The sequence below is a fragment of the Bosea sp. AS-1 genome (assembly GCF_002220095.1).
In the GTDB taxonomy this organism is placed as follows: domain Bacteria; phylum Pseudomonadota; class Alphaproteobacteria; order Rhizobiales; family Beijerinckiaceae; genus Allobosea.
In genome coordinates this window covers 3950226-3972825 of sequence record NZ_CP022372.1, presented here as the reverse complement: position 1 = coordinate 3972825, position 22600 = coordinate 3950226, and the positions used below count along the sequence as shown (strand labels likewise).

The following is a 22600-nucleotide window of genomic DNA, read 5'->3' as shown; positions in this document are numbered from 1 at the left end:
AGATCGGGATGGTCAATCGTCATCGCGGCGAGACCGCGCTCATGGTTGCGGGGGAAGCCCTGCCCATGCGGCTCACACTCGGCGCCCTGGCCGAGCTCGAGCACGCCTTCGCCGTCGACAGCCTGCCGGCGCTCGGCCAGCGCTTCGTTACCGGCCACCTCTCGGCCCGCGACATCATTCGTATCATCGCCGCGGGCCTGCGCGGTGCGGGCAAAGTGATCCATGACGAGGAGGTCGCAGGCCTCTCCTTCGACGGCGGGCTCGCCGGGGCGATCAAGGCCGCCATCGCCTTGCTGGAGGCGACGTTCGGCGAAAGCGAGCCGGCCCGCCCTCAGCCGCCGCCGGAGGCCTGAGCCCGCCGGCGGCTTTCCCCTGGGGGGAGGCGATGGCGTTCGGCCTCGGTCGGCTCGGCTGGCCGCCGGATCGCTTCTGGGCGGCGACGCCACGCGAGCTCGCCGCGGCGATGCGGGCCTGGCGGCACGACGCCCGACGGGAAGTGCCCGCGCGCGCGACTCTCGAAGGCCTGATGGCCGCTTTTCCCGACACCTGACGTCGAAACTTGAATCTGTTTCTGAAGAGGACAGCCATGGCCGATGAGAACGCTTTCGATTCCGCCCGTCTTTCCGACCTGCGAGCGATCGATTCCCTGACTCAATCTCTCAGCCGTTCCTCTGAAAGCTTTGGTAAATCGATCGTAAACGCCTTCTCTCGCGGCGTCGTCGAGGGCAAGCGTTTCGAGGACGTTCTGCGCAGCGTCGGCCGGTCCATGACGGACAGTTTGCTCAAGACGGCGCTGAAGCCACTGCAGACCGGCATCTCCAGTCTGCTTGGAACTGGTATCAAAAACCTGACTGGCTTGTTCACCGGCGGCTTCGGCGCATTGGGTGGCGGCGGTTCGGTGTCCGTCGCCCCCTTTGCCGAGGGCGGCGTCGTCGCCTCGCCATCCTATTTTCCGACGGGGCGAGGGCTCGGCCTGATGGGCGAGAGCGGAGCCGAGGCGATCATGCCGCTCTCGCGTGGACCGGACGGCAGGCTCGGCGTGCGGGCGGCCGGCAGGTCGATGCGGCCGCTCAACGTCACGGTCCAGGTTTCGACCCCCGATGCCGACAGCTTCCGCCGCTCTGAGGCGCAGGTCTCGGCGGCGATCGCGCGGGCTGTCGCTCGCGGCAGCCGCGCACTCTGACGGGTTCACCCATGACCGATTTCCACGAGGTCCGTTTTCCGATCGATGTCGCGCGCGGGGCGCGTGGCGGGCCGGAACGCCAGACTCAGATCGTGACGCTTGCCTCCGGGCGCGAGGTCCGCAACAGCCGCTGGGCGCATTCGCGCCGGCGCTACGATGCCGGGCTCGGCGTACGCTCCTTCGACGCTCTGGCACAGGTGATCAGCTTCTTCGAGGAGCGGCGCGGGAGGCTCTACGGCTTCCGCTGGCGCGACCAGCTCGATTGGAAGAGCTGTGCACCGTCGCAGGCGCCGGCTGCGACCGACCAGGCCATCGGCGCGGGCGACGGGCTGGCGGCGGAATTCCAGCTTTGGAAGAGCTACGGAACAGGCGCATTGGCTTATCGCCGCGTCATCGCCAAGCCTCAGGCTGGGAGCGTGCTGGTGGCTGTCGATGGTGTCGTGCAGGCGCCGGAGGCCTTCTCTTGCGATCCGGTGACCGGGCTCGTGGCCTTCCCCCCCGGTCATGCCCCGCCGGCCGGCGCGGTGATTACGGCCGGCTTCGCCTTCGACGTCCCTGTGCGTTTCGACACCGATGCGATCGAGGTCGATCTCTCCGCCTTCGAGGCCGGCGAGATTCCGCGCATCCCGGTCGTCGAGATTCTGCCCTGAGGCCGCCATGCGTGAGATCCTTTCCGACCTTACCGCCCATCTTGACGGCGGCGCGACGACCATGTGCCGCTGCTGGAGCCTGACGCGGCGCGACGGCCTCGTCCTTGGCTTCACCGATCATGACCGGCCTCTGAATTTCGAAGGCATCGCCTTTGCCGCCGCAACCGCGCTGGAAGCAGCCGAGACGACGGCCGAACTCGGCTTCGCTATCGGCGGCGGGGATGTCGCCGGTGCGTTCGCCGCGACCGGGCTGAACGAGGCCGATCTGTCGCATGGCCTCTACGATGACGCGCGCCTGCGGATCTGGCTCGTGAACTGGGCCGAGACAGGGCAGCGCGTCCTGCTCGACGAGGGGTTCGTCGGCGAGATTCGGCGCGGCGAGAACGGCTTCACGGCTGAGATTCGGGGCTTCGCCAAGGCTTTCGACGAAGAGCGTGGCCGGCTCTACCTGCGCTCCTGCTCGGCCGATCTCGGCGATGCCCGCTGCGGTGTCGCGTTAGCCGCGGCGGCGGCCAGCGTCGCAGAGAGCGACGGCCGGCTCTCCCTCTCCGCGGCCGGGTTGAGCGGTTATGCCGACGGGCATTTCACCGGCGGGCGGCTGGTTTTCACCACCGGAGCGAATGCCGGCTACGCCAGCGAGGTAAAGCGCCATGGCGTCGAGGGCGGCTTGACTCTGTTCCAGCTCTGGCAGGCGGCTCCGGCGCCGATCCGGCCCGACGATGCCTTCAGCGTGACGCCGGGCTGCGACAAGAGCTTCGCGACCTGTCGCGCGAAGTTCGGCAATGGTGTCAACTTCCGCGGCTTTCCGCACATGCCGACCTCGGACTTCATCATCGGCGGCGTTCGGCCCGGCGACGGCGCGCTCGATGGCGCGAGCCTGTTTCGATGAAGCGCACGGAGATCGTTACGGCCGCGCGCGAGTGGCTCGGTACGCCCTACCATCACCGGGCCTCGCTGAGTGGCGTCGGCTGCGACTGCCTCGGCCTTGTGAGAGGGCTGTGGCGCGAGCTTTGTGGGCCCGAGCCGGAGCTCCCGCCGCCCTATTCGCCCAACTGGGCCGAAAGCCTGGGGCAGGAGACGCTGGCGCTCGCGGCCTTGCGTCATCTCGTACCGGTCGCTCTGGCGCAGGTCCGGCCGGGCGACGTGCTGCTTTTCCGCTGGCGCGAGCATCTTCCGGCGAAGCACTGCGCCGTGCTGAGCGCGCCCGACCGCATCATCCATGCTCATGACGGTGCCGCGGTCGCGGAGGTCGCCTTCACCGGCTGGTGGCGTCGCCATCTCAGCCATGCCTTTTCCTTCCCTGGAGCAACCGACTGATGGCGACGCTTCTTCTGCAGGTGGCGGGTGCTGCGCTGGGCACGGCGCTCGGGGGGGCGGTGGGCGGAGCCATCGGGCAGGCGCTCGGAGGCCTCGCTGGAGCGAGCATCGACCAGACCTGCCTCGGCGGTGTCGGCGGCAACAAAGCTGTCGAGGGGCCGCGGCTGAAGGAGGTCAATGGCCTCGCCGCCACCGAAGGTGCCGCGATCCCGCGCGTTTACGGCCGGGCCCGGCTCGGCGGCCAGCTCATCTGGGCGACGCGCTTCGAGGAGGAGATCCAGCTCTCGATCACCCGCAACAAGAGCGGCGGCAAGGGTGGACGTTCGCAGAAGACCTACGAGACGACCTATAGCTATTTTGCCAATCTGGCGATCGGACTCTGCGAGGGGTCGATCGCCTTCGTCCGCCGCATCTGGGTCGATGGCCGCGAGTTCGACGTGAACACCGTCACGATGCGCGTCCATCACGGCCACGAAGCGCAGGATCCCGATCCGCTGATCCTCGCCAAGGAAGCGGGCGAGGCGCCGGCCTATCGCGGGCTCGCCTATGTGGTCTTCGAGCGCTTTCCGCTGGCGGATTACGGCAACCGCATCCCGCAATTCGATTTCGAGGTGGTGCGGGCGGTGGACGGGTTGGGCGCCATGATCCGTGCCGTGGCGCTGACGCCGGGTGCAGGCGAGTTCGTCTACGATACCCGCCCTGTCAGCCATGAGCCCGAGCCCGGCGTGACGGAAAGCCTGACCCGCCATCAGCTTTACGGCGGCACGGATGTCGACGCGGCGCTGGGCCATCTGGTCTCGCTCTGCCCGAACCTCAGACGCGTCTCCCTGGTCGTGACCTGGTTCGGCGACGATCTGCGTGCGGGCTCCTGCACAGTCGCGCCACGGGTCGAGATCCCACACAAGCCGACCGTCGGGGCGGAATGGTCCGTCGCAGGCTTGAGCCGCGCTGCCGCTCGCCCGGTCAGTCAGATCGAGGGCCGCCCGGCCTTCGGTGGCACGCCCTCCGACGAGAGCGTGATCGCGCTGATCCGCCGGCTGCGGTTCGACTACGGGCTGGAGGTGGTGCTCTACCCTTTCCTGATGATGGATATCCCCGCCGGCAACGACTTGCCCGACCCGGTGACAGGAGCTGTCGGTCAGCCACGCTACCCTTGGCGCGGGCGCATCACGTGCGATCCCGCGCCCGGTCGCGACGGCAGCCCGGAGGGCACGTCCGACCTGGCGGCGCAGGTTGCTGCCTTTGTCGGGACGGTCGCTCCCGTCGACATGAGCGCTGCCGGAAGCTCTGTGGCCTGCGCCAAGCCCGCGGAGTGGTCATACCGCCGACTGGTAATGCACTGCGCCATGCTGGCGCAGGCCGCTGGCGGCGTCGAAGGCTTCGTCATCGGCTCGGAACTGCTCGGCCTGACTCAATTGCGCGGTTCGAGCGGCTATCCGATGGCCGACCACCTCGTCGCGATTGCCGACGACGTCCACGCGATCCTGCCGGCGACGACGCTGACCTATGCGGCCGACTGGACCGAATACGGTGCCGATGTCCGCAACGGCGGTAACGATATCGACTTCCCGCTCGACCCGCTCTGGAGCTCGCCCGCGATTGGCGCCATTGGCATCGATTATTATCCGCCGCTTTCGGACTGGCGCGATTCGGCGACCCATGCCGATGCCGCGATTGCCGCTGGACCGGCCGACCTTGCCTATCTGCGCGGCCGCCTGACATCGGGCGAAGCCTATGACTGGTATTACGCCGACGAGGCCGGCCGCGTCGCGCAGGAGCGGCTGCCGATCGCCGATGGCGCCTATGGCAAGCCCTGGCTGTTCCGGCCGAAGGATCTGGTCGGCTGGTGGAGCAATCCGCATATCCGTCGCGCCGACGGTGTCGAGACGAGCTCTACCGCCTTCGTGCCCGGCGCCAAGCCGATCTGGTTGACCGAGATCGGCGTACCGGCGGTCGACAAGGGAGGCAACGCACCGAACGTCTTCCCGGACATGAAATCGGCGGAAGGGGGCGTTCCGCCCTTTTCGAGCGGCGCGCGTGACGATCTCGTCCAGGCTCGGGCGCTGGAAGGCATCATCTCCGGCTTCGACCCGGCCCGCGCTGGCTTCGAGGCGGTCCGCAATCCGGTCCATCCCGTCACCGGCATCCGCATGGTCGATCCGGCGCACATCTTCGTCTGGAATTGGGACGTACGGCCGTTCCCGGCTTTCCCCGATCTCGGTGGTGTCTGGGCCGACGGGGGCAATTTCGAGACTGGCCATTGGCTCAATGGTCGCCTGGAGGGAACACCGGTCGATCGTCTCGTGGCGAAGCTCATCGCCGATTTCGGCTTGCCGCCCGCCGATCGTATCGCGGTCGATGGCTTCCTCGACGGTTATGTGCTCGACCGGCCGCTTTCGGCCCGACAGGCGCTGGAGCCGCTCGCCCAGACCTTCGGTTTCGATGCGGTGATGAGTTCCGGCGCCCTGCGCTTCGAGGACCGAGGCGGCATGGTGTCTCGTCGCCTCGGCTCGGATGACCTGATCCTCGATCGAGACGGCGAGCCCTTCAGCCTCAGGCGCATGCAGGAGACGGAGCTGCCGCTCGAACTGCGGCTGGGTTTCAGCGATGGCGAGAACGGCTATCGCAACGCAGCGGCGCGCTCGCGCCGGCTTGCCGGCGCCGCCCGGCGAGAGGTGGCGGTGGAGACAGCGATCGTTACGCGTCCGGCCGAAGGGCAACGCCTTGCCGACCAGCGCCTGCAGGAGGCCTGGGCTGCGCGCGAAACGCTCGAATGCGAAATCTCGCCACGGTGCCTCGACCTCGAGCCGGGCGACGTCGTTGCCGTTCCCGTCAACGGCGCGGACCGGCTGTTTCGGATCACGCGCCTTGCCGACGGGCCGAGCAGACGTCTCTCTGCGCGCCTGGTCGAGCCTGCGATCTATCGGACAACCGGCATCAAGGGAGCGGAGCGGACGCCGCGATCGCCGCCGCCTTTGCCCGGCCGGCCGCTCGTTGCTCCCCTCGCTCTCCCCATTGCCGTAAGGCAACCGCCCGCGTTGCTCTCGCTTGCCGCCTTCGCCGCGCCCTGGCCGGGAGCATTGGCGATCTGGCGTGCAGACGAGGTCGGTCTGTTCGATCTCGCCGGTTTCGTCGAGGCGCCCTCGATCGTCGGTGAGACCTTGACGGATTTTCCGCCCGGTCCGCTTTGGCGCGGCGATCGACGGGCGGTCCTGGAAGTCAGGCTGCGCGGCGGCGTATTGTCATCCGTGCCGATCGAAAGCGCCCTGGCCGGGGCCAATGCGCTGGCTCTGATCGACGAAGCTGGCGAGATCGAACTCGTCACCGCGGCGCAGGTCGAGTTGATCGGCCCGCAGCGCTTCCGGCTTTCAGGTTTCATTCGCGGGCTCGGCGGCTCGGAGGCGGCGGCGCGGCGGCTCTTGCCGGCCGGTGCGCGGCTGGTGGTGCTCGACGGTTCGGCGGTGACGCTGACGAGCGATCTTGCCGACCTCGGCCGCAGGCTCCGCTACCGGGTCGGCCCGGCGCGGCACGATGTCGGCGATCCGACGATGGCCGAGTTCAGTACCGAGGTTGCAGGAGCGGCCCTGCTGCCGCTCGCTCCGGTTCGCGTCAAGGCGAGGCGAACGGAGGCCGGCATCGCTCTGAGCTGGCTCAGGCGCACGCGCGTCGACGGTGATTCCTGGGACCTGCTGGACGTGCCGCTCGGCGAGGAGAGCGAACGCTACGAGGTCGCGATTCTCGACGGCGAGGCGATTGCTCATAGCGCAACCGTGAACGAGTCGGGCTGGCTTTATCCGGCCGAGCGCGAGATCCTCGATTTCGGCAGCCCGCAGCTCGAAATCGCCATTTCGCTGCGCCAGCTCAGCGCGACGGTCGGTGGCGGGCATGAATGGCGTGGACGCATAGCCGTCGGCTGATCTAGTCTGGGTTGTGGAAGGGGCAGCATGTTCATGGCGCATTCACGCGTGCGGGGCTAACCCATGATGATGATGCCGGTCGAACCCATTCTTGCCTTTGCGCTTCTGGCTTCGTCGCCGGCTCCCATCGTTCGCGTCGACGATCCGGCGCCGATGTCCTGCCTCTCCTCCGACGAGACGCGGGCTGTCGTTGCGGATGGCCGGGTCATCCAGCCGGTCGAAGCTTCCCGTCACGCTCGTCACGCCGCTCCCGGCGAGGTCGTTCGCATCCGGCTCTGTCGGCAGGGCGAGGATCTGGTGTATGTCGTCACGACATTGAAGCGCGACGGCAAGGTTGCGCGCGTGACACTGGAAGGGCAATCCGGCAAGGTCGCTACCATCCGGTGATACCCGGCTCGTAAACTGGAGCGAACAGACCGTGAGACTGCTCGTCGTCGAGGACGACAAGGACCTCAACCGCCAGATTGTCACGGCGCTCGAGAATGCGGGCTACGCCGTCGACAAGGCTTTTGATGGCGAGGAAGGGCTCTTTCTCGGCGAGACCGAGCCCTATGACGCCGTCATTCTCGACCTCGGCCTGCCCAAGGTCGACGGCGTCGCCGTGCTGCAGGGCTGGCGCCGCGCCGGCAAGACCATGCCGGTGCTGATTCTGACGGCGCGCGATCGCTGGAGCGACAAGGTTGGCGGCTTCGACGCCGGTGCCGACGACTATGTCGTCAAGCCATTCCATGTCGAGGAATTGCTGGCGCGGGTGCGCGCGCTCCTGCGCCGGGCTGCCGGCCATGCCACATCTGAGCTCGTCTGCGGGCCGGTCCGGCTCGATACGCGGGCCAGCCGCGTCGTCGTCGACGGCAATCCCGTCAAGCTGACCTCGCATGAATACCGGCTGCTCTCCTACCTCATGCACCATCAGGGCAGGGTGGTTTCGCGCACCGAACTGGTCGAGCATCTCTACGATCAGGACTTCGACCGCGATTCGAACACCATCGAGGTCTTCGTCGGCCGGCTCCGCAAGAAGCTCGGCGTCGAGATCATCGAGACCGTCCGGGGACTCGGCTACATCGCCGCTGCTCCGGAAAAGGTCTGATCGCGGGACATGCCGTTCAGATCCCATCGCTTTTCGCTGGGGGCGCGGCTGTTCCTCTCGGCGGCATTCTGCTGCGTCCTGATCCTGGTATTGGCAGGCCTCGGCCTCACCACCTTCTACCGCCGCTCCGCCGAGCGGGGCTTCGACGAGCGGCTTTCGGTCTACATCAAGGAGCTGGTAGCCGACCTCGCGGCACCGCCGGAGACCGAGCGCCAGTCGATAGGCGATCTCGGCGAGCCGCGCTTCGACCTGCCCCTGTCAGGCTGGTACTGGCAGATCACGCGGCTCGACGGCGACCGTCCGAACGTTCGCGCTTCCCGCTCGTTGGTCGGCGGTCAGTTGCCCAAGCTTCTCGACCAGAAAATCGCGCCGAACAGCCGCGGGCTGCGCGAGAGCTACGTCTCCGGGCCGGATGACCGGACGCTGCGGGTACTGGAGCGCGAGATCGATGTCGGCGAGGACGGTCGCTTCACGGTCGCGGTCGCGGCCCCCGCCGACGAGATCGAAGGCGATATCCAGGATTTCCGCTTCGCGCTGACGATGACCTTCGTGCTGCTGGGTCTGATCCTGGTGGCGTCGACGCTGGTCCAGGTCCGTTTCGGCCTGCGCCCGCTGGTGCGACTGCGCTCCGCCGTCGGTACTGTCCGGACCGGCGAGAACCACCGCATCCTCGGCAGCTACCCGCCCGATCTCGCGCCGCTCGCCGGCGAGCTCAACCAGCTCATCGATACCAACCGGGAGATTCTCGAGCGCGCGCGTACCCAGGTCGGGAATCTCGCCCATGCGCTCAAGACCCCGCTCAGCGTGATGATGAACGAGGCCGAGAGCGGCGTGGGCGAGGCGCATTTGTCGCAGACCGTCAAAGCGCAGACGGCAGTGATGCGCGATCAGGTCCAGTATTATCTCGACAGGGCCCGTGCGGCCGCGCTCTCAGGCGCGCTTGGAGGCGTGACCGAGGTCGCACCCTCGCTCGAAGCCCTGCTGCGCACCTTTATGAAGATCTCGCAGGACCGGGACATCCGGGGTAGCCACACCGTGCCCGGCCGCCTGCGCTTTCGCGGCGAGAAACAGGATCTGGAGGAAATGCTCGGCAACCTGCTCGACAACGCCTTCAAATGGGCGAATTCGACCGTCGAGGTGTCGCTGGAGGCCGGAAGCGGAAATCCCGGCGAGCCGCTGGCCCTGTTCATCGACGATGATGGCCTCGGCCTGCCGGAGGACGCCATGGCCGAGGTGCTAAAGCGCGGCCGCAGGCTGGACGAGACCACGCCGGGCTCCGGGCTCGGCCTGTCGATCGTGGTAGACCTCGCCAAACTTTATGGCGGCGAGCTGGCGTTGTATCGCTCGCCGCTCGGCGGCTTACGGGCGCGTCTGGCCCTTCCTTCGGTATGAGCGGTGGGGCCGCGTGACCCTTTGTCACCATGAACCGGCGCGGCCGATTGATTAAGAACGCGGAATGATGATTTGGGCGGTCTTTGCGGTGATGACGGGAGCGGCGATTTTCGCCTTGCTCTGGCCGTTGAGCCGCGCCTCGATTCCGGGCTTCGCCGATACGGCCGACGCCAGAAGCCTCTATCGCTCGCAACTCGGCGAGATCGATCGTGATCTGGCCCGTGGCCTGATCGCGACCGACGAGGCCGAGGCGGCGCGGGTCGAGGCCGGTCGCCGGCTGCTGCGCGCCGCTGGCGACGAGGTCTCGCCTGCCGGCGAGACGGAACCGTCGCTGCGCCGTCGCCGCGCCAGTTCGGCGCTGATGCTTTCGCTCGTGCCGCTGCTGGCCCTGCTGGTCTACGGGTCCTACGGCTCGCCCGATACGCCTGATCAGCCGTTGGCTGCACGCCTCGCCAAGGCCGGGCCGCAGCAGGACTTCGCCGTCGTGTTCGCGCGCATGGAAGCTCACCTCGCCGCCAATCCGACCGATACGAAGGGCTGGTCGCTGATCGCACCGATCTATCTGCGCCAGGGGCGCTATGACGATGCGGCCAATGCCTTCGCCTCCGCCCTGCGCTACGGCAAGCCGGATCCCGAGCAGTTCGCCGGCCTGGGCGAGGCCCGTACCCTGGCTGCCGAAGGGGTTGTCACCGCCACGGCGCGCGAGGCCTTTGCCGAAGCGGTGAAGCTCGATCCGAAGAATCCGCGGGCGCGCTACTACCTTGCGCTGGCTCAGGAGCAGGATGGCGACGTACAGGGCGCCATCGCTTCCCTGAACGCGCTCCTGGCCGGTTCGCCGCCCGACGCCGCCTGGGCGGTGGTTGTGCGCGACCGGCTCGCGCGCCTGCAGGCCGCGGGCAATGGCGATGCCATCGCCGCCTTGCCGGATGCCGAGCGCCAGCAGGCGATCAAGGGCATGGTGGAGGGCTTGGCGGATCGCCTGAACGCCGGCGGCGGAACGCTGGCGGAATGGTCGCGCCTGATCCGAGCCCGTTCCGTGCTCGGCGAGAAGGCGCAGGCGCTGCAAGCCGTGAAGACGGCCCGCGAGAGACTGGCGCAGGATGCTTCCGCGCTGGCCGCAATCGATGCCCTGGCCGAGGAGCTGGCCCTGAAGGAGGTCAAGCCATGACGACGGCTGCCCAGACGACGCGGCCGATGCCCGCGAAGCGGCGCATGACCCGCAAGCAACGCCGGCTGACGATCATCGCCGCCGCCGGGGCCATGCTGGCCGTCGCCGCCGGGCTGGTGCTCTTCGCCATGCGCGACACCATCGTCTTCTTCTATGGGCCGACCGAGATCACGGAGAAGGGCGTGCTGCCCGGCACCCGCATGCGCCTGGGCGGCCTCGTCGAGGCCGGCTCGGTCCAGCGAGGCCCCGGCCAGCGCGTCGCCTTCGCCGTGACTGACGGCAAGAGTGCCGTGAAGGTCAGTTATGACGGGCTGCTGCCGGATTTGTTTCGCGAGGGACAGGGCGTCGTGACGGAAGGCGTCTTCGAGGGCGCCGGGCGCTTCAAGGCGGATTCCGTGCTGGCGAAGCACGACGAGACCTATATGCCGCGCGAGGTCGCCGACGCCCTCAAGAAGCAGGGGCATTGGCAGGGCGAGGCGGGCGCGGCCGCCCCCGCGAAGCCGTGAGCCGGGCATGATCGTCGAAATCGGACATTACGCGCTGGCCCTGGCACTGGGCGTCTCGGTCATCCAGGCGCTGGTGCCGCTTTGGGGGTTGTCGCGGCAGGATCGCGGGCTCGCCGCCGTCGGCACGAGCGCGGCTCTCATCAGCTTTGGGCTGGTGGCGTTGTCTTTCGCGGCGCTGGTTGCGTCTTACGTCCGTTCGGATTTCTCGGTCGGCAACGTCTTCGAGAATTCCCACTCGACCCAACCGTTGATCTACAAATTCACCTCCGTCTGGGGCAACCACGAGGGCTCGCTGCTTCTCTGGGTCCTGATCCTGACCCTGTTCGGCGCGCTGGTGGCGCTGTCGCACCGGTCGCTGCCGCCGCGCTTGCGGGCAGGGGCGCTGGCGGCGCAGGGGTTGATCGCGGCGGCCTTCCTGGCCTTCACGCTGTTCACGTCGAATCCGTTCCGGCGGCTCGTGCCAGCCCCGGCGGAAGGGCAGGACCTCAACCCGATTCTGCAGGATCTTGGCCTCGCGATCCATCCGCCTCTGCTCTACATCGGCTATGTCGGCTTCTCGATGACCTATGCCTTCGCTGTCGCCGCCCTGATCCACGGACGGATCGACGCGATGTGGGCGCGCGCCGTCCGCCCCTGGACGTTGCTGGCCTGGACCTTCCTGACGCTCGGCATCGCGATGGGCTCCTACTGGGCCTATTACGAGCTCGGCTGGGGCGGCTGGTGGTTCTGGGATCCCGTCGAGAACGCTTCCTTCATGCCCTGGCTCGCCGGCACGGCCCTGATCCACTCGACCGTGGTGATGGAGAAGCGCGACGCGCTCAAGGTCTGGACGATCCTGCTCGCGATCCTGACGTTCTCCCTCTCCCTGCTCGGCACCTTCGTCGTTCGCTCCGGCGTGCTGACCTCGGTTCATTCCTTCGCCAGCGATCCATCGCGTGGCCTGTTCATTCTGCTGATCCTGGTCTTCTTCGTCGGCGGCTCGCTGGCACTGTTCGCCTGGCGTGCGCCGCTCCTGCGCCAGGGCGGCCTCTTCGCGCCGGTGTCGCGCGAGAGCGCGCTGGTCATCAACAACATCTTCCTCGCCACCGCCTGCGCCACCGTCTTCGTCGGCACGCTCTATCCGCTCGCGCTCGAGATGCTGACCGGCGACAAGATTTCGGTCGGTGCTCCCTTCTTCAACGCCACCTTCGTGCCCGTCATGGTGCCGTTGCTGCTCTTCCTGCCGATCGGACAGACGCTCGCCTGGAAGCGGGGCGACCTCCTCGGTGCCGCTCAGCGTAACGCCGCCGCCTTCGGCATCGCCGTCGTGGCGGCGCTCGCGCTGATCGCCTTCACGCGCGGCGGCCCGGTGCTCGCGCCGCTCGGCGTCGGTCTTGGACTTTTCCTGGTCCTCGGCGCGGGCTTCGATCTCGGCGAGCGCATCGTCGCCCGCGCCAGTGGCTGGCCGGCGATGCTGTCACGAGCCAAGGGGCTGCCGCGCTCGGCCTGGGGTACGGCACTGGCGCATGCCGGCATCGGGCTCAGCATCATCGGTATCGCCGCCGCGGCCTGGAGCAGCGAGGCGATCGGGGTGCTGAAACCCGGCGAGCGCCTGACGGCAGGCCGCTACACCGTCGTCCTCGAATCGGTGGTGCCGCGGACCGGCCCGAATTTCCGGGCCGATGTGGCGCGCTTCCAGCTCTTCTCCGGCGATCGCGAGCTGGCCCGGGTCGAGGCCTCGAAGCGGGTCTATACCGCCCGTTCCATGCCGACGACCGAAGCCGGCATCCATACGGACTGGCTGAACCAGGCCTATGTCAGCCTGGGCGAAGCTCAGGACGGCGGACTGGCCGTCAGGCTCTACGACAAGCCGCTGATCCTGCTGATCTGGATCGGCGCGGTCGTCATGGCCTTCGGCGGAGCCTTGTCGCTGACCGATCGCCGCTTCCGGCTGGCGGCCCCGCGTCGCGCTGCGACCATTGCAGCCGCGCAGCCTGCGGAGTGAGACGGATGCGTCGCGCGCTTCTGGCTCTGGCCTTCCTTGCTCTGGCGCTTCCGGCGGCCCACGCAGTGCAGCCGGACGAGGTTCTCAAGGATCCGGCCCTCGAGCATCGGGCGCGAGAGATCTCCAGCGGCCTGCGCTGCCTCGTCTGCCAGAATCAGTCGATCGACGATTCCAATGCGCCACTGGCGCGCGATCTGCGGCTCCTGGTGCGGGAACGGCTCACCGCTGGCGACAGCGACAAGGCGGTGATCGATTTCGTCGTCGCCCGTTATGGCGATTTCGTTTTGCTGCGCCCACCGTTCAATGCCCACACGGTGGTGCTCTGGGTGGCGCCGTTCCTGATCCTGCTCGGGGGCGCCGCCTTCGTCTGGCGTCGCCGAAAGCTGCTGCCGGCCGCACAAGGGAATACGCGCCTGACCGAAGAGGAGCGGCAGCGTCTCGACCGGCTTCTACAGGATGATCCGGGCTGAGGGCCGGGCCAGCCCAACCTTACGAAATCGTCATCTTCAGGCCAAGGCGACGTAAGGCGCCTGCCGTCATGGTGCTTCTCATGAGCAGGGGACAACAACCCTGTCGCTCCAAGAGGTTCTCACCATGACGACACAGAACACCAATCGCAAATCCTTCCTGCGGCGCGGCACCCTTCTCGCCGGCACCGCCATTCTCGGCATCGGCCTCGCGGCCGGCATCGCCGACACCGCTTTCATGCAGAACGACCGGGCCTTCGCCCAGCCGATCGAGCTCTCGGGCACCCAGACCCAGCTTCCCTCCTTCGCCGACCTCGTCGACAAGGTGAAGCCGGCGGTCGTTTCGGTGCGCGTCAAGACCGAGGTCGCTGCCGCTTCCGACCAGCAGAATCTCGACGATCTGCCGCCGCAGCTGCGCCGCTTCTTCCGCGATTTCGGCGGTGAAGAGGGCGGTCGCCAGGGTCGGCCGAAGCCGCAGATCGGCATGGCCCAGGGCTCGGGCTTCTTCGTCAGCCAGGACGGCTACGTCGTGACCAACAACCACGTCGTCGAGCACGCGGTCGAGGTCCAGCTCGTCACCGACTCCGGCAAGACGCTGGATGCCAAGGTCATCGGCACCGATCCGCGCTCGGATCTCGCGCTCCTCAAGGTCAAGGACGGCGGAAACTTTCCCTATGTGAAGCTCGCCGAAGCCAAGCCGCGCATCGGGGACTGGGTGCTGGCGATCGGCAACCCCTTCGGCCTCGGCGGCACGGTCACGGCCGGCATTGTCTCGGCGCAGGGGCGCGACATCGGCTCCGGGCCCTATGACGACTTCCTGCAGATCGATGCGCCGATCAACCGCGGCAACTCGGGCGGCCCGACTTTCAACGGCAACGGCGAAGTCGTCGGCGTCAACACCGCGATCTACTCGCCGTCGGGCGGCAATGTCGGCATCGCCTTCGCGATTCCCGCTTCGACCGTCAAGCAGGTCGTCGACCAGCTCAAGAAGGACGGCAAGGTGGCGCGCGGCTTCATCGGCGTGCAGATCCAGCCGGTCACTACCGAGATGGCTGATGCGATCGGCCTGAAGGAGGCCAAGGGCGCGCTCGTCGCCGAGGCGCAGGGCAACGGCCCGGCCGCCAAGGCCGGCATCAAGCGCGGTGACACCATCACCGCCGTGAACGGCGAGGAGATCAAGGACGCCCGCGAGCTGTCGCGCAAGATCGCGAACATCGCGCCCGGCTCCAAGGTTTCCGTCACCCTCTACCGCGAAGGTCATTCCCGCGACGTGACTTTCGAGGTCGGCCGCCAGCCCGCGGCCTGATGTAGCAGGCAGGCCTCTCGGTTTCCTGTCGCCCCAGTCGAGAGACCAGCCGTCGCGGCGGCAGGCCGGATGCGTATCCTCCGGCCTGCCGTTTTTTCATGTCTTGCGTTAGGCTTCCCCCATGCGACTCCTGATCGTCGAAGATGACGCCGAGGCTGCGGCCTATCTGACCAAGGCTTTCCGCGAGGTCGGCCACGTTGCTGATCATGCCGTGGACGGGCTGGAAGGTTATGCCATGGCGGAAGGCGGCGGCTACGACGTGCTGGTCGTGGACCGCATGTTGCCGCGGCTCGACGGTCTCTCCCTGATCCGCTCCCTGCGCGAGCAGAAGGACGAGACGCCGGCTCTGATCCTGTCGGCACTGGCGCAGGTCGACGACCGCGTGAAGGGCTTGCGCGCCGGCGGCGACGACTATCTCCCGAAACCCTATGCCTTCTCCGAGCTGCTTGCCCGGGTCGAGGTGCTGGCGCGCCGCCGCGGCGCCCCGGCCGCCGAGCCGACGACCTATCGCGTCGGTGGGCTGCTGCTCGACCGGCTGGCCCATCGTGTCACGCGGGACGGGCAGGAGATCGTGCTGCAGCCACGCGAGTTCCGTCTGCTTGAATATCTCATGAAGCATGCAGGGCAGGTCGTGACCCGTACCATGCTGCTGGAGAATGTCTGGGATTATCACTTCGATCCCCAGACCAACGTCATCGACGTGCATGTCAGCCGCCTGCGCTCGAAGGTCGACAAGGGCTTCGAGCACCCGATGATCCATACCATCCGCGGCGCGGGATACATGGTCCGTGACAACGCGCACTGAGATCCCGCAGCGCAAACGCTCGAAATTCCTGCCCACGCTGTTCCGGACGACGGCGTTCAAGCTGACCGCGGCCTACCTCTTCATCTTCGCGCTCTTCGCCGCCTTCGTGCTCGGCTATGTCGCCTGGAACGCGCAGCGCCTGCTGAACGATCAGATCCGCTCGACCATCGACGCGGAAATCCAGGGTTTGGCGGAACAGGCGCGCCAGGGTGGCATCCGCCGCCTGGTCAACATCGTCGAGCGCCGGTCGCGTGGCCCGGGCGCCTCGCTCTATCTGGTGACGACGCCGGTCGGCGAGCGCGTAGCCGGCAATGTCGAGGCCATCCCACCCGGCACGCTCGACAAGACCGGCGAAAGCGAGATCGAATATGCCCGCACCAGCGAGGCGATCGACCGCCCGAGCCGTGCCATCGTGCGCGTCTTCGTATTGCCGGCCGGATTCCGCCTGCTGGTGGGGCGTGATGTCGAGGAGCGTGAGCGGCTCGGCACGGTGATCCGCCGGGCGATCGGCTGGTCGTTGGCGCTCGTCGTCATCCTGGGTTGCTTCGCGAGCTGGTTCGTGGCGCGCCGCGTGCTCAGCCGGATCGACGGCATGTCCGAGACCGCCCACGGCATCATGGAAGGCGATCTCAAGGGGCGGCTCGCGATCGCTGGCACCGGAGACGAGCTTGATCGCCTCGCGCTCAACCTCAACGCCATGCTCGACCGCATCGGCGAGCTGATGGCGGGTATGCAGCAGGTCACCGACAACATCGCCCACGACCTCAAGACCCCGCTGACGCGCCTGCGCAACAAGGCCGAGGAGGCATTGCGCACGGCCAAATCGCCCGATGAGCTGCGTACCGCGCTCGATGGTGCGATCGAGGAGGCGGATAACCTCATCCGCGTCTTCAATGCGCTGCTGATGATCGCGCGGCTCGAAGCCGGGCGGATCAGCGAAAACATGGATGAGCTCGACCTGTCGGAGATCGTCTCGAGCGTCGCCGAACTCTACGAGCCGCTGGCGGAGGAGGCGGGGCTGACCCTCGTCAGCGACGTCGCGCCCGGTCTGCACATTTTCGGTAATCGCGAGTTGATCGGCCAGGCGCTCGCCAATCTCGTCGACAACGCCCTGAAATATGGCCAGCCGGAGAATGGCGGAGAGGCGACCGTCACCGTCTCCGCGTGTCGCATCAACGGTGAAATCGAGCTTTCGGTCGCCGATCATGGTGCCGGCATTCCCGAGGCCGATCGCGGCCGGGTGCTCGATCGTTTCGTCAGGCTCGACGCCAGCCGCAGCAAGCCGGGTTTCGGGCTGGGGCTGTCGATGGTGGCCGGCGTCGTGCGGCTGCATGGCGGCCAGCTTCGGCTGGAGGACAATGCACCGGGGCTGCGCACCGTGATCGCTCTGCCGGTCGTTGAGTCCAAGCCTGTGGAAACGCTGCCGCCGCCCGGCCCTGCAACCTCGACAGCCGAGCCAAACCCTGCTGGCGTGCCGTCCCTCTGACGGGAGTGGCGGACATGACGGGGCAGCTCTGTGACAGGCTGGAGGCGGCGCCGGTCCTGCCGGCGAAAGCCAGGGTCGACGCGTTGCTGACGCGCGAGCTGATCGAGCGCCTCCACGACGAGGCGGCGGCCGAAGCCCTGCAGGCGCATTTCGCCGCGAATTCCCGCTCTGCAGAGCTGGTGGCGGGCGTGCTTGCCCATTCTCCCTTCCTGACGCAGGTGATGCGCTTCGATCCCGAAGGCCTGCTCGCGAGCCTGACGGAGGCGCCGGAAGCGCGGCGCGACACGCTGCTCGCCGGTATTGCCGCTTTCGGCGCGGGCGGTTGCGAGACCACCGACCTGATGCGGGAGCTGCGCCGCTTCCGCCGTGCCATGGCGTTGCTGATCGCACTCGCCGATATCGGCGGCGTCTGGGACGTCGAGACGGTGACGGCGGCGTTGACCGCGACCGCGGACATGGCCGTACGCCTCGCAACCGACCACGTCCTGCGCCAGGCCGCCGATCTCGGTCGGATCAACCTCGTCGATCCCGCAAATCCAGGCCCGGGCTCGGGTCTCGTCGTGCTGGCACTGGGCAAGCATGGCGCCGGTGAGCTGAACTATTCCTCCGACATCGACATCGTCGTCTTCTTCGATCCCGAGGCTGCCGAAGCGGCCGGGGTCGGCGAGCCGTCGAGCTTCTTCGTCAAGCTCACCCAGCAGATCGCGCGCATTATCCAGGAACGCACGGGCGACGGCTATGTCTTCCGCGTCGATCTGCGCCTGCGGCCCGACCCGGCCTCGACCCATGTCGCGATCGCGCTGCCCAGCGCCTATTCCTATTACGAGACGGTCGGCCAGAACTGGGAACGGGCTGCCATGATCAAGGCGCGCCCGATCGCGGGCGATGCCGAGCTCGGCCAGCGCTTCCTCAAGGATCTCTCGCCCTTCATCTGGCGCAAGTATTTCGACTTCGCCACCATCGCCGACATTCATGCGATGAAGCGGCAGATCCAGACGGTGAAGGGCCATGAGACGATCGCGGTCGCTGGCCACAACGTGAAGCTCGGCCGCGGCGGCATCCGCGAGATCGAGTTCTTCGTCCAGACCCAGCAGCTCGTCTTTGGCGGTCGGCGCCCGGCCCTGCGGGGCCCGCGCACGCTCGACATGTTGAAGGAGCTGACGAACGAGGGCTGGATCACGCCGCAGGCGCGCGACGAGCTCTCCGAATCCTATCGCTGGCTGCGGACCGTCGAGCATCGCCTGCAGATGCGCGATGACGAGCAGACCCAGACCCTGCCCAAGGCCGCTGGCGATCTCGAGGCCTTTGCCCGCTTCTGCGGCTATGCCAACGCCGCCGCCTTCGGCAAGGAGTTGACCGCCCATGCCAGGCGGATCGAAGGCCACTATGCCCTGCTGTTCGAGGAGGGTCCGAGCCTCGCCTCCGAAGCCGGGACGCTGAGCTTCACTGGCTCGGAGCCCGATCCAGAGACGGTCGAAACGCTCGGCAAACTCGGCTTCCGCGATGGTATAACGGCAGCCGAGACAGTGCGCGGCTGGCATTTCGGCCGCCGGCCCGCCGTCACCAGCGCCCGTGCCCGCGAGGTGCTGACCGAGCTGACGCCGGCATTGCTGGTCGCGCTCGGCCGTACGGCCGATCCCGATGGCGCGCTCGCCCATCTCGACAATGCCTTCGTCCGCATGCCGGCTGCGGTCGAATTGCTGACGCTGCTGCGCTCGCACGATTCCCTGTTGACGCTTTTCGCCGAGATTCTCGGCAGCGCGCCGCGCCTCGCCAAGGTCGCGGCGCTTCATCCGCATGTGCTCGACGGCGTCATCGACCCCGCCTTCGGGCAGGCAGTGCTGGATGTCGAGGCGCTGGAGCGTCGCATCCGCAACTATGTCGGCGCGCCGCCGCCGAGCGTCGAGGACGGGCTCGATCGCCTGCGCGATGCGGCACGACAGGAGAATTTCCTGGTCGGCGCGCGGCTGCTTTCCGGCGTCTATCCGGCGCAAGGAGCAGGGCAGGCCTATTGCGCGGTCGCTGAGGCCTGCCTGCGCGTCGCCTTCGCCGATACGCGCCGGTCCTTCGCGGAAGAGCATGGCGTTATTTCGGGGGCGGAAACGGTGGTGCTCGGGCTCGGTCGTCTGGGCGCTGGCGAGCTCACGCCCTCATCGGACCTCGACCTGATCCTGCTCTACGACCGGCCCGAGGAGGCCGGCGGCAGCGACGGCGCCAGGAGCCTCGATCCCGTCACCTGGCATGTCCGCTTTACCCAGCGCCTCGTCGCGGCGCTGACGGTGCCGACGCGGCGCGGCACGCTCTATCAGGTCGACATGCGCCTGCGTCCGACCGGCAACAAAAGCCCGGCCGCGACGCAATTCGCCGGCTTTGAGGCCTATCACACCGGCGAGGCCGAGATCTGGGAGGAGATGGCGCTGACCCGCGCCCGCGTCGTCGCTGGCGATGCCGGGCTGGCACAGCGCGCGGAAGCGTCAATCCGCGCCATCCTTGCCCGCAAGCGCGACCCGGCCAAGGTCGCGACGGCCGTTGCGGAGATGCGCGCGCTTATTGCGAAGGAGAAGGGCGAGAAGAATCCCTGGGATCTGAAGCTCGCTGCCGGCGGCCTGACCGATCTCGACTTCCTTGCCCAGTTCCTGCTGCTCGCTCATGCCAGCGCGCACCCTTCGCTGATCGTCAACGACACGGCTTCGGTCTTCGTGGCGGCGCGCGCCGCCGGGCTGCTTTCGGAGGCGGACGCCTCAGCCCTGCTGGAGGCGCATCGCCTGATCGGCGACGTTCAGCTCTGGCAGCGCTTCACGGTGGAGGAAGCTTTCGATCCCAAGGCGGTGCCGCCCCGCGTGCTGCAGCGGATCGCGACGGCAGTGGGCCGCCCGGATGTGAAGGTGCTGAAGGCGGAGCTCGACGAAGTCCGCGCCGGCGTTCGCGCGATCTTCACGCGTGTGCTGGGGCAGGCGCGGGCGGGTTGAAGTCTACGCCGCCTCGGCGGTGACCCGTCCGGTGCCACCGTCGAGCGGCAGATGCACCATGACGACGGTTCCGGCACCCATCGCGGAGCGCAGCCGAAGCGAGCCGCCATGCAGCTCCGTCAGCGAGCGGGCGATGGCGAGACCCAGCCCCGAGCCCTTGTAGCTGCGCACCAGGTCGCCTTCGACCTGCTCGAACGGACGGCCGACCCGGTCGATCTTCTCCTTCGGGATGCCGATGCCGGTATCTTCGATGAAGATGTTGATGGCGCCGGGGACGTGGCGCGTGCGCACCGCGATCCGCCCGCCTTCCGGCGTGAACTTGACAGCGTTGTCGAGCAGGTTGCCGAGGATCTGGTAGAGCGCGTGCGGATCGGCCTCGATATGGGTGTCGGTCGGCCCCTCGACGGAGAAGGCAAGCTGCTTGCGCTCCATCTCCGGCTGCACCTTGCGGACGGCCTCGTCCAGCACCGGACCGAGCGCGATCTCGCTGCGTTCCAGCCGCATCTTGCCGGATTCGATGCGCGACATGTCGAGGATGTCGTCGATGATGCCGAGCAGGTACCCGCCGCTGGAGCGGATGTCGCGGACATAGTCGGTGTATTTATCGCCGAGCGGGCCGAACATCCCGCCTTCCATGATCTCGGAGAAGCCGATGATGGCGTTGAGCGGCGTGCGCAGCTCATGGCTCATATTGGCGAGGAATTCGGACTTGGCGCGGTTGGCGCTCTCTGCCGCCGCCTTCTGCTCGAGATAGCGCTCGGCGAGGTCGGCCAGTTGCTGGGCTTGCGCTTCCAGCTTCTGGCGCGAGGCCTTGAGATCGGTGACGTGCATCAGGAGCTGATGTTCGGACTGCGTCAGCCGTTCCTCCTGCTGCTTGAGCTTGGTGATGTCGGTGCCGACTGAGACCGAGCCACCATCCTTGGTGCGGCGGCCATTGATCTGCAGCCAGCGCCCATCCGACAGGCGGGCCTCATAGGAGGCCGAGCCACGCAGCGTGCGCACGGGCTCGCGGTCGATATGGGGCTGGGCGCTCAGCACCATGATCTCGTCATGGCTGGTGCCAGTCAGCAGCATCTCGGGCGCGATCTGGTGAAGCTGTTGGTACTTGGCGTTGCAGAGTACCAGGCGGTTCTCCGAATCCCAGAGCACGAAGGCTTCCGAGATCGCCTCGACCGCGTCGCGCAGGCGGGCATCGGCGGTGGCGGTGCGCTCGGCCATGCGGCGCTGCTCGGAGATGTCGACGACGATGCCGACGAGATGGTGCGAGTGGGTGCGGCGGTCGATGACGAGCTCGGCGCGGGCCTTCAGCCAGATCCATTCACCGTCGACGTTGCGGACGCGAAAATCCTGGTCGATATGGCTGGTCTCGCCCCGGCTGATCGCATCGGCCAGCGCGTAGAGATCGACGTCCTCGTGGTGGATGAAGCTCATCACCTCGCCGAAGGACATGTATTCGCCGCGGCGGTCGTAGCCGAGCAGGGCATACATCGAGTCCGACCAGTAGATCCGGCCGCGGGCAAGGTCCCAGTCCCACAGCCCGCAATGGCCGCGGTTGAGCGCGGTGTCGATGCGCTCGCGCACGCAGTCGCAATCCTGGTCGGCGGCGCTGGCGCGCTTCGATTGCAGCATGAAGGCGAGTGTCGTGATCGCGAGCACGGCTCCGGCGGTGCCGAACAGGATGCCGAGGCTCGTGCGCCGGTCCTGCCAGATCGAGAGGGCGCGGGAGACCGGCTGGAGCACCGCGACCTGCCCGAGCGGGCCGGCGAGGTTGCGGACGATGGCGAGGACTTCCGGGCCTCCGGGCAGGGTGATGCGCATCACGCCGGCACGGTCGCCGAAGACGGTGAGAGGCTGGGTCTGGCCGAGGAAGTCGACCAGCGTGCGCGGCGTCTGGCCGATGGCGGGTTCGCTGGCGATGACACGGCCGTCGGCGCCGCTGACATGGACGATGCGGCCGCGGGAGGCGATGTGCTTGGAGGCGACGGTCGCGAGAACGGCGCCCGGCTCCTTGCCGGCCTGGATGCCGCTGTCGAGCTCGCGGGCGATCAGAGCGGAGATGACCTCCATGTCGCCAGTGGCGTCGAGGAGCGCATCGTCACGCAGCGCCGAGGTCTGGATCGCCGCGCCGGCGCTCAGGATGACGATGAAAAGCCCGACGAGCACCGGGATCGCTGTGCGAAAGGCCGGCTCGAAGCTCTCGAAACGCTGATACAACGGGTGGGTGAGCGAGCGCGCTACACCCAGAATCGTATCGGCGCGCACGGATGCGCAATCCGCGTTGGCACGCGACATGCCCGGTCCCCCTTCGGAACTTTACCGTCAGTAAGATCGGGAGACGTGCCGCATCCCCGCGAATCATCGTC

The 22600-nt window shown here is 67.6% G+C and carries 19 protein-coding genes; 18 read left to right on the top strand and 1 reads right to left on the bottom strand.

The features are described 5' to 3' along the window. Window positions 1–8 precede the first annotated feature (8 nt). The 18 genes from CE453_RS20685 (at window position 9) to CE453_RS20600 (ending at window position 20237) form a co-directional block, all read left to right on the top strand. The gene (locus CE453_RS20685; RefSeq protein ID WP_089176290.1) at window positions 9–353 is read left to right on the top strand and encodes a gene transfer agent family protein; all 345 of its coding nucleotides are present in this window, start codon (window positions 9–11) and stop codon (window positions 351–353) included. Continuing rightward, on the top strand, window positions 350–550 hold the full coding sequence (locus CE453_RS20680; protein WP_089176289.1) for a phage tail assembly chaperone: 201 nt from the start codon (window positions 350–352) through the stop codon (window positions 548–550). The genes CE453_RS20685 and CE453_RS20680 overlap by 4 nt, the downstream gene beginning before the upstream one ends. A gap of 36 nt (window positions 551–586) precedes the next feature. Beyond that, window positions 587–1183, top strand: a complete 597-nt coding sequence (locus CE453_RS20675; protein WP_089176288.1) for a phage tail tape measure protein — start codon at window positions 587–589, stop codon at window positions 1181–1183. Window positions 1184–1194: 11 nt separating this feature from the next. After that, window positions 1195–1833, top strand: a complete 639-nt coding sequence (locus CE453_RS20670) for a DUF2460 domain-containing protein (protein ID WP_089176287.1) — start codon at window positions 1195–1197, stop codon at window positions 1831–1833. Window positions 1834–1840: 7 nt separating this feature from the next. Further along, entirely contained in the window at window positions 1841–2722 is an 882-nt protein-coding gene (locus CE453_RS20665) for a DUF2163 domain-containing protein (protein ID WP_089176286.1), read from the top strand. Then, on the top strand, window positions 2719–3150 hold the full coding sequence (locus CE453_RS20660; protein WP_089176285.1) for a C40 family peptidase: 432 nt from the start codon (window positions 2719–2721) through the stop codon (window positions 3148–3150). The genes CE453_RS20665 and CE453_RS20660 overlap by 4 nt, the downstream gene beginning before the upstream one ends. Beyond that, the gene (locus tag CE453_RS20655; RefSeq protein ID WP_089176284.1) at window positions 3150–7067 is read left to right on the top strand and encodes a baseplate multidomain protein megatron; all 3918 of its coding nucleotides are present in this window, start codon (window positions 3150–3152) and stop codon (window positions 7065–7067) included. The genes CE453_RS20660 and CE453_RS20655 overlap by 1 nt, the downstream gene beginning before the upstream one ends. Window positions 7068–7130: 63 nt before the next feature. Beyond that, window positions 7131–7454: a PepSY domain-containing protein gene (locus CE453_RS20650; protein ID WP_089176283.1), complete on the top strand. Its 324-nt coding sequence runs from the start codon at window positions 7131–7133 to the stop codon at window positions 7452–7454. A gap of 31 nt (window positions 7455–7485) precedes the next feature. Further along, a complete protein-coding gene (locus CE453_RS20645; RefSeq protein ID WP_089176282.1) occupies window positions 7486–8154 on the top strand; it encodes a response regulator transcription factor in 669 nt (222 codons plus the stop codon). A gap of 9 nt (window positions 8155–8163) precedes the next feature. Next, a complete protein-coding gene (locus CE453_RS20640) occupies window positions 8164–9546 on the top strand; it encodes an ATP-binding protein (RefSeq protein ID WP_089176281.1) in 1383 nt (460 codons plus the stop codon). Window positions 9547–9610: 64 nt separating this feature from the next. Continuing rightward, window positions 9611–10714 (top strand): c-type cytochrome biogenesis protein CcmI, encoded by a 1104-nt coding sequence (gene ccmI, locus CE453_RS20635; protein WP_089176280.1) that lies wholly within the window; start codon window positions 9611–9613, stop codon window positions 10712–10714. A 44-nt stretch (window positions 10715–10758) separates the two neighbouring features. Next, the gene (gene ccmE / locus CE453_RS20630) at window positions 10759–11220 is read left to right on the top strand and encodes a cytochrome c maturation protein CcmE (RefSeq protein ID WP_089178050.1); all 462 of its coding nucleotides are present in this window, start codon (window positions 10759–10761) and stop codon (window positions 11218–11220) included. A gap of 7 nt (window positions 11221–11227) precedes the next feature. Next, entirely contained in the window at window positions 11228–13204 is a 1977-nt protein-coding gene (locus CE453_RS20625) for a heme lyase CcmF/NrfE family subunit (RefSeq protein ID WP_089176279.1), read from the top strand. Between the two features lie 5 nt (window positions 13205–13209). Continuing rightward, window positions 13210–13674, top strand: coding sequence for a cytochrome c-type biogenesis protein (locus CE453_RS20620; protein WP_089176278.1), 465 nt, complete (start codon window positions 13210–13212; stop codon window positions 13672–13674). Between the two features lie 124 nt (window positions 13675–13798). Continuing rightward, a complete protein-coding gene (locus CE453_RS20615; protein ID WP_089176277.1) occupies window positions 13799–14977 on the top strand; it encodes a trypsin-like peptidase domain-containing protein in 1179 nt (392 codons plus the stop codon). A gap of 121 nt (window positions 14978–15098) precedes the next feature. Continuing rightward, window positions 15099–15782, top strand: coding sequence for a response regulator transcription factor (locus tag CE453_RS20610; RefSeq protein WP_089176276.1), 684 nt, complete (start codon window positions 15099–15101; stop codon window positions 15780–15782). Then, complete coding sequence (locus tag CE453_RS20605; protein WP_198302170.1) at window positions 15766–17268, top strand: sensor histidine kinase; 1503 nt, start codon at window positions 15766–15768, stop codon at window positions 17266–17268. The genes CE453_RS20610 and CE453_RS20605 overlap by 17 nt, the downstream gene beginning before the upstream one ends. Window positions 17269–17282: 14 nt before the next feature. Then, entirely contained in the window at window positions 17283–20237 is a 2955-nt protein-coding gene (locus CE453_RS20600) for a bifunctional [glutamine synthetase] adenylyltransferase/[glutamine synthetase]-adenylyl-L-tyrosine phosphorylase (protein WP_089176275.1), read from the top strand. A 3-nt stretch (window positions 20238–20240) separates the two neighbouring features. On the opposite strand, the gene CE453_RS20595 is transcribed toward CE453_RS20600, so the two are convergent. After that, on the bottom strand, window positions 20241–22529 hold the full coding sequence (locus CE453_RS20595) for a PAS domain-containing sensor histidine kinase (protein ID WP_089176274.1): 2289 nt from the start codon (window positions 22527–22529) through the stop codon (window positions 20241–20243). Between the last annotated feature and the right edge of the window lie 71 nt (window positions 22530–22600).

Excerpts from the sequence above, each read along its gene's own strand:
- CE453_RS20595 (WP_089176274.1), bottom strand. The coding sequence starts at position 22,529 with ATGTCGCGTGCCAACGCGGATTGCGCATCCGTGCGCGCCGATACGATT.
- CE453_RS20665 (WP_089176286.1), top strand. The coding sequence starts at position 1,841 with ATGCGTGAGATCCTTTCCGACCTTACCGCCCATCTTGACGGCGGCGCG.
- CE453_RS20640 (WP_089176281.1), top strand. The coding sequence starts at position 8,164 with ATGCCGTTCAGATCCCATCGCTTTTCGCTGGGGGCGCGGCTGTTCCTC.
- CE453_RS20620 (WP_089176278.1), top strand. The coding sequence starts at position 13,210 with ATGCGTCGCGCGCTTCTGGCTCTGGCCTTCCTTGCTCTGGCGCTTCCG.
- CE453_RS20675 (WP_089176288.1), top strand. The coding sequence starts at position 587 with ATGGCCGATGAGAACGCTTTCGATTCCGCCCGTCTTTCCGACCTGCGA.
- ccmI (WP_089176280.1), top strand. The coding sequence starts at position 9,611 with ATGATGATTTGGGCGGTCTTTGCGGTGATGACGGGAGCGGCGATTTTC.
- CE453_RS20600 (WP_089176275.1), top strand. The coding sequence starts at position 17,283 with ATGACGGGGCAGCTCTGTGACAGGCTGGAGGCGGCGCCGGTCCTGCCG.
- CE453_RS20660 (WP_089176285.1), top strand. The coding sequence starts at position 2,719 with ATGAAGCGCACGGAGATCGTTACGGCCGCGCGCGAGTGGCTCGGTACG.
- CE453_RS20685 (WP_089176290.1), top strand. The coding sequence starts at position 9 with ATGGTCAATCGTCATCGCGGCGAGACCGCGCTCATGGTTGCGGGGGAA.
- CE453_RS20655 (WP_089176284.1), top strand. The coding sequence starts at position 3,150 with ATGGCGACGCTTCTTCTGCAGGTGGCGGGTGCTGCGCTGGGCACGGCG.
- CE453_RS20610 (WP_089176276.1), top strand. The coding sequence starts at position 15,099 with ATGCGACTCCTGATCGTCGAAGATGACGCCGAGGCTGCGGCCTATCTG.
- CE453_RS20670 (WP_089176287.1), top strand. The coding sequence starts at position 1,195 with ATGACCGATTTCCACGAGGTCCGTTTTCCGATCGATGTCGCGCGCGGG.
- CE453_RS20625 (WP_089176279.1), top strand. The coding sequence starts at position 11,228 with ATGATCGTCGAAATCGGACATTACGCGCTGGCCCTGGCACTGGGCGTC.
- CE453_RS20650 (WP_089176283.1), top strand. The coding sequence starts at position 7,131 with ATGATGATGATGCCGGTCGAACCCATTCTTGCCTTTGCGCTTCTGGCT.
- CE453_RS20615 (WP_089176277.1), top strand. The coding sequence starts at position 13,799 with ATGACGACACAGAACACCAATCGCAAATCCTTCCTGCGGCGCGGCACC.
- ccmE (WP_089178050.1), top strand. The coding sequence starts at position 10,759 with ATGACCCGCAAGCAACGCCGGCTGACGATCATCGCCGCCGCCGGGGCC.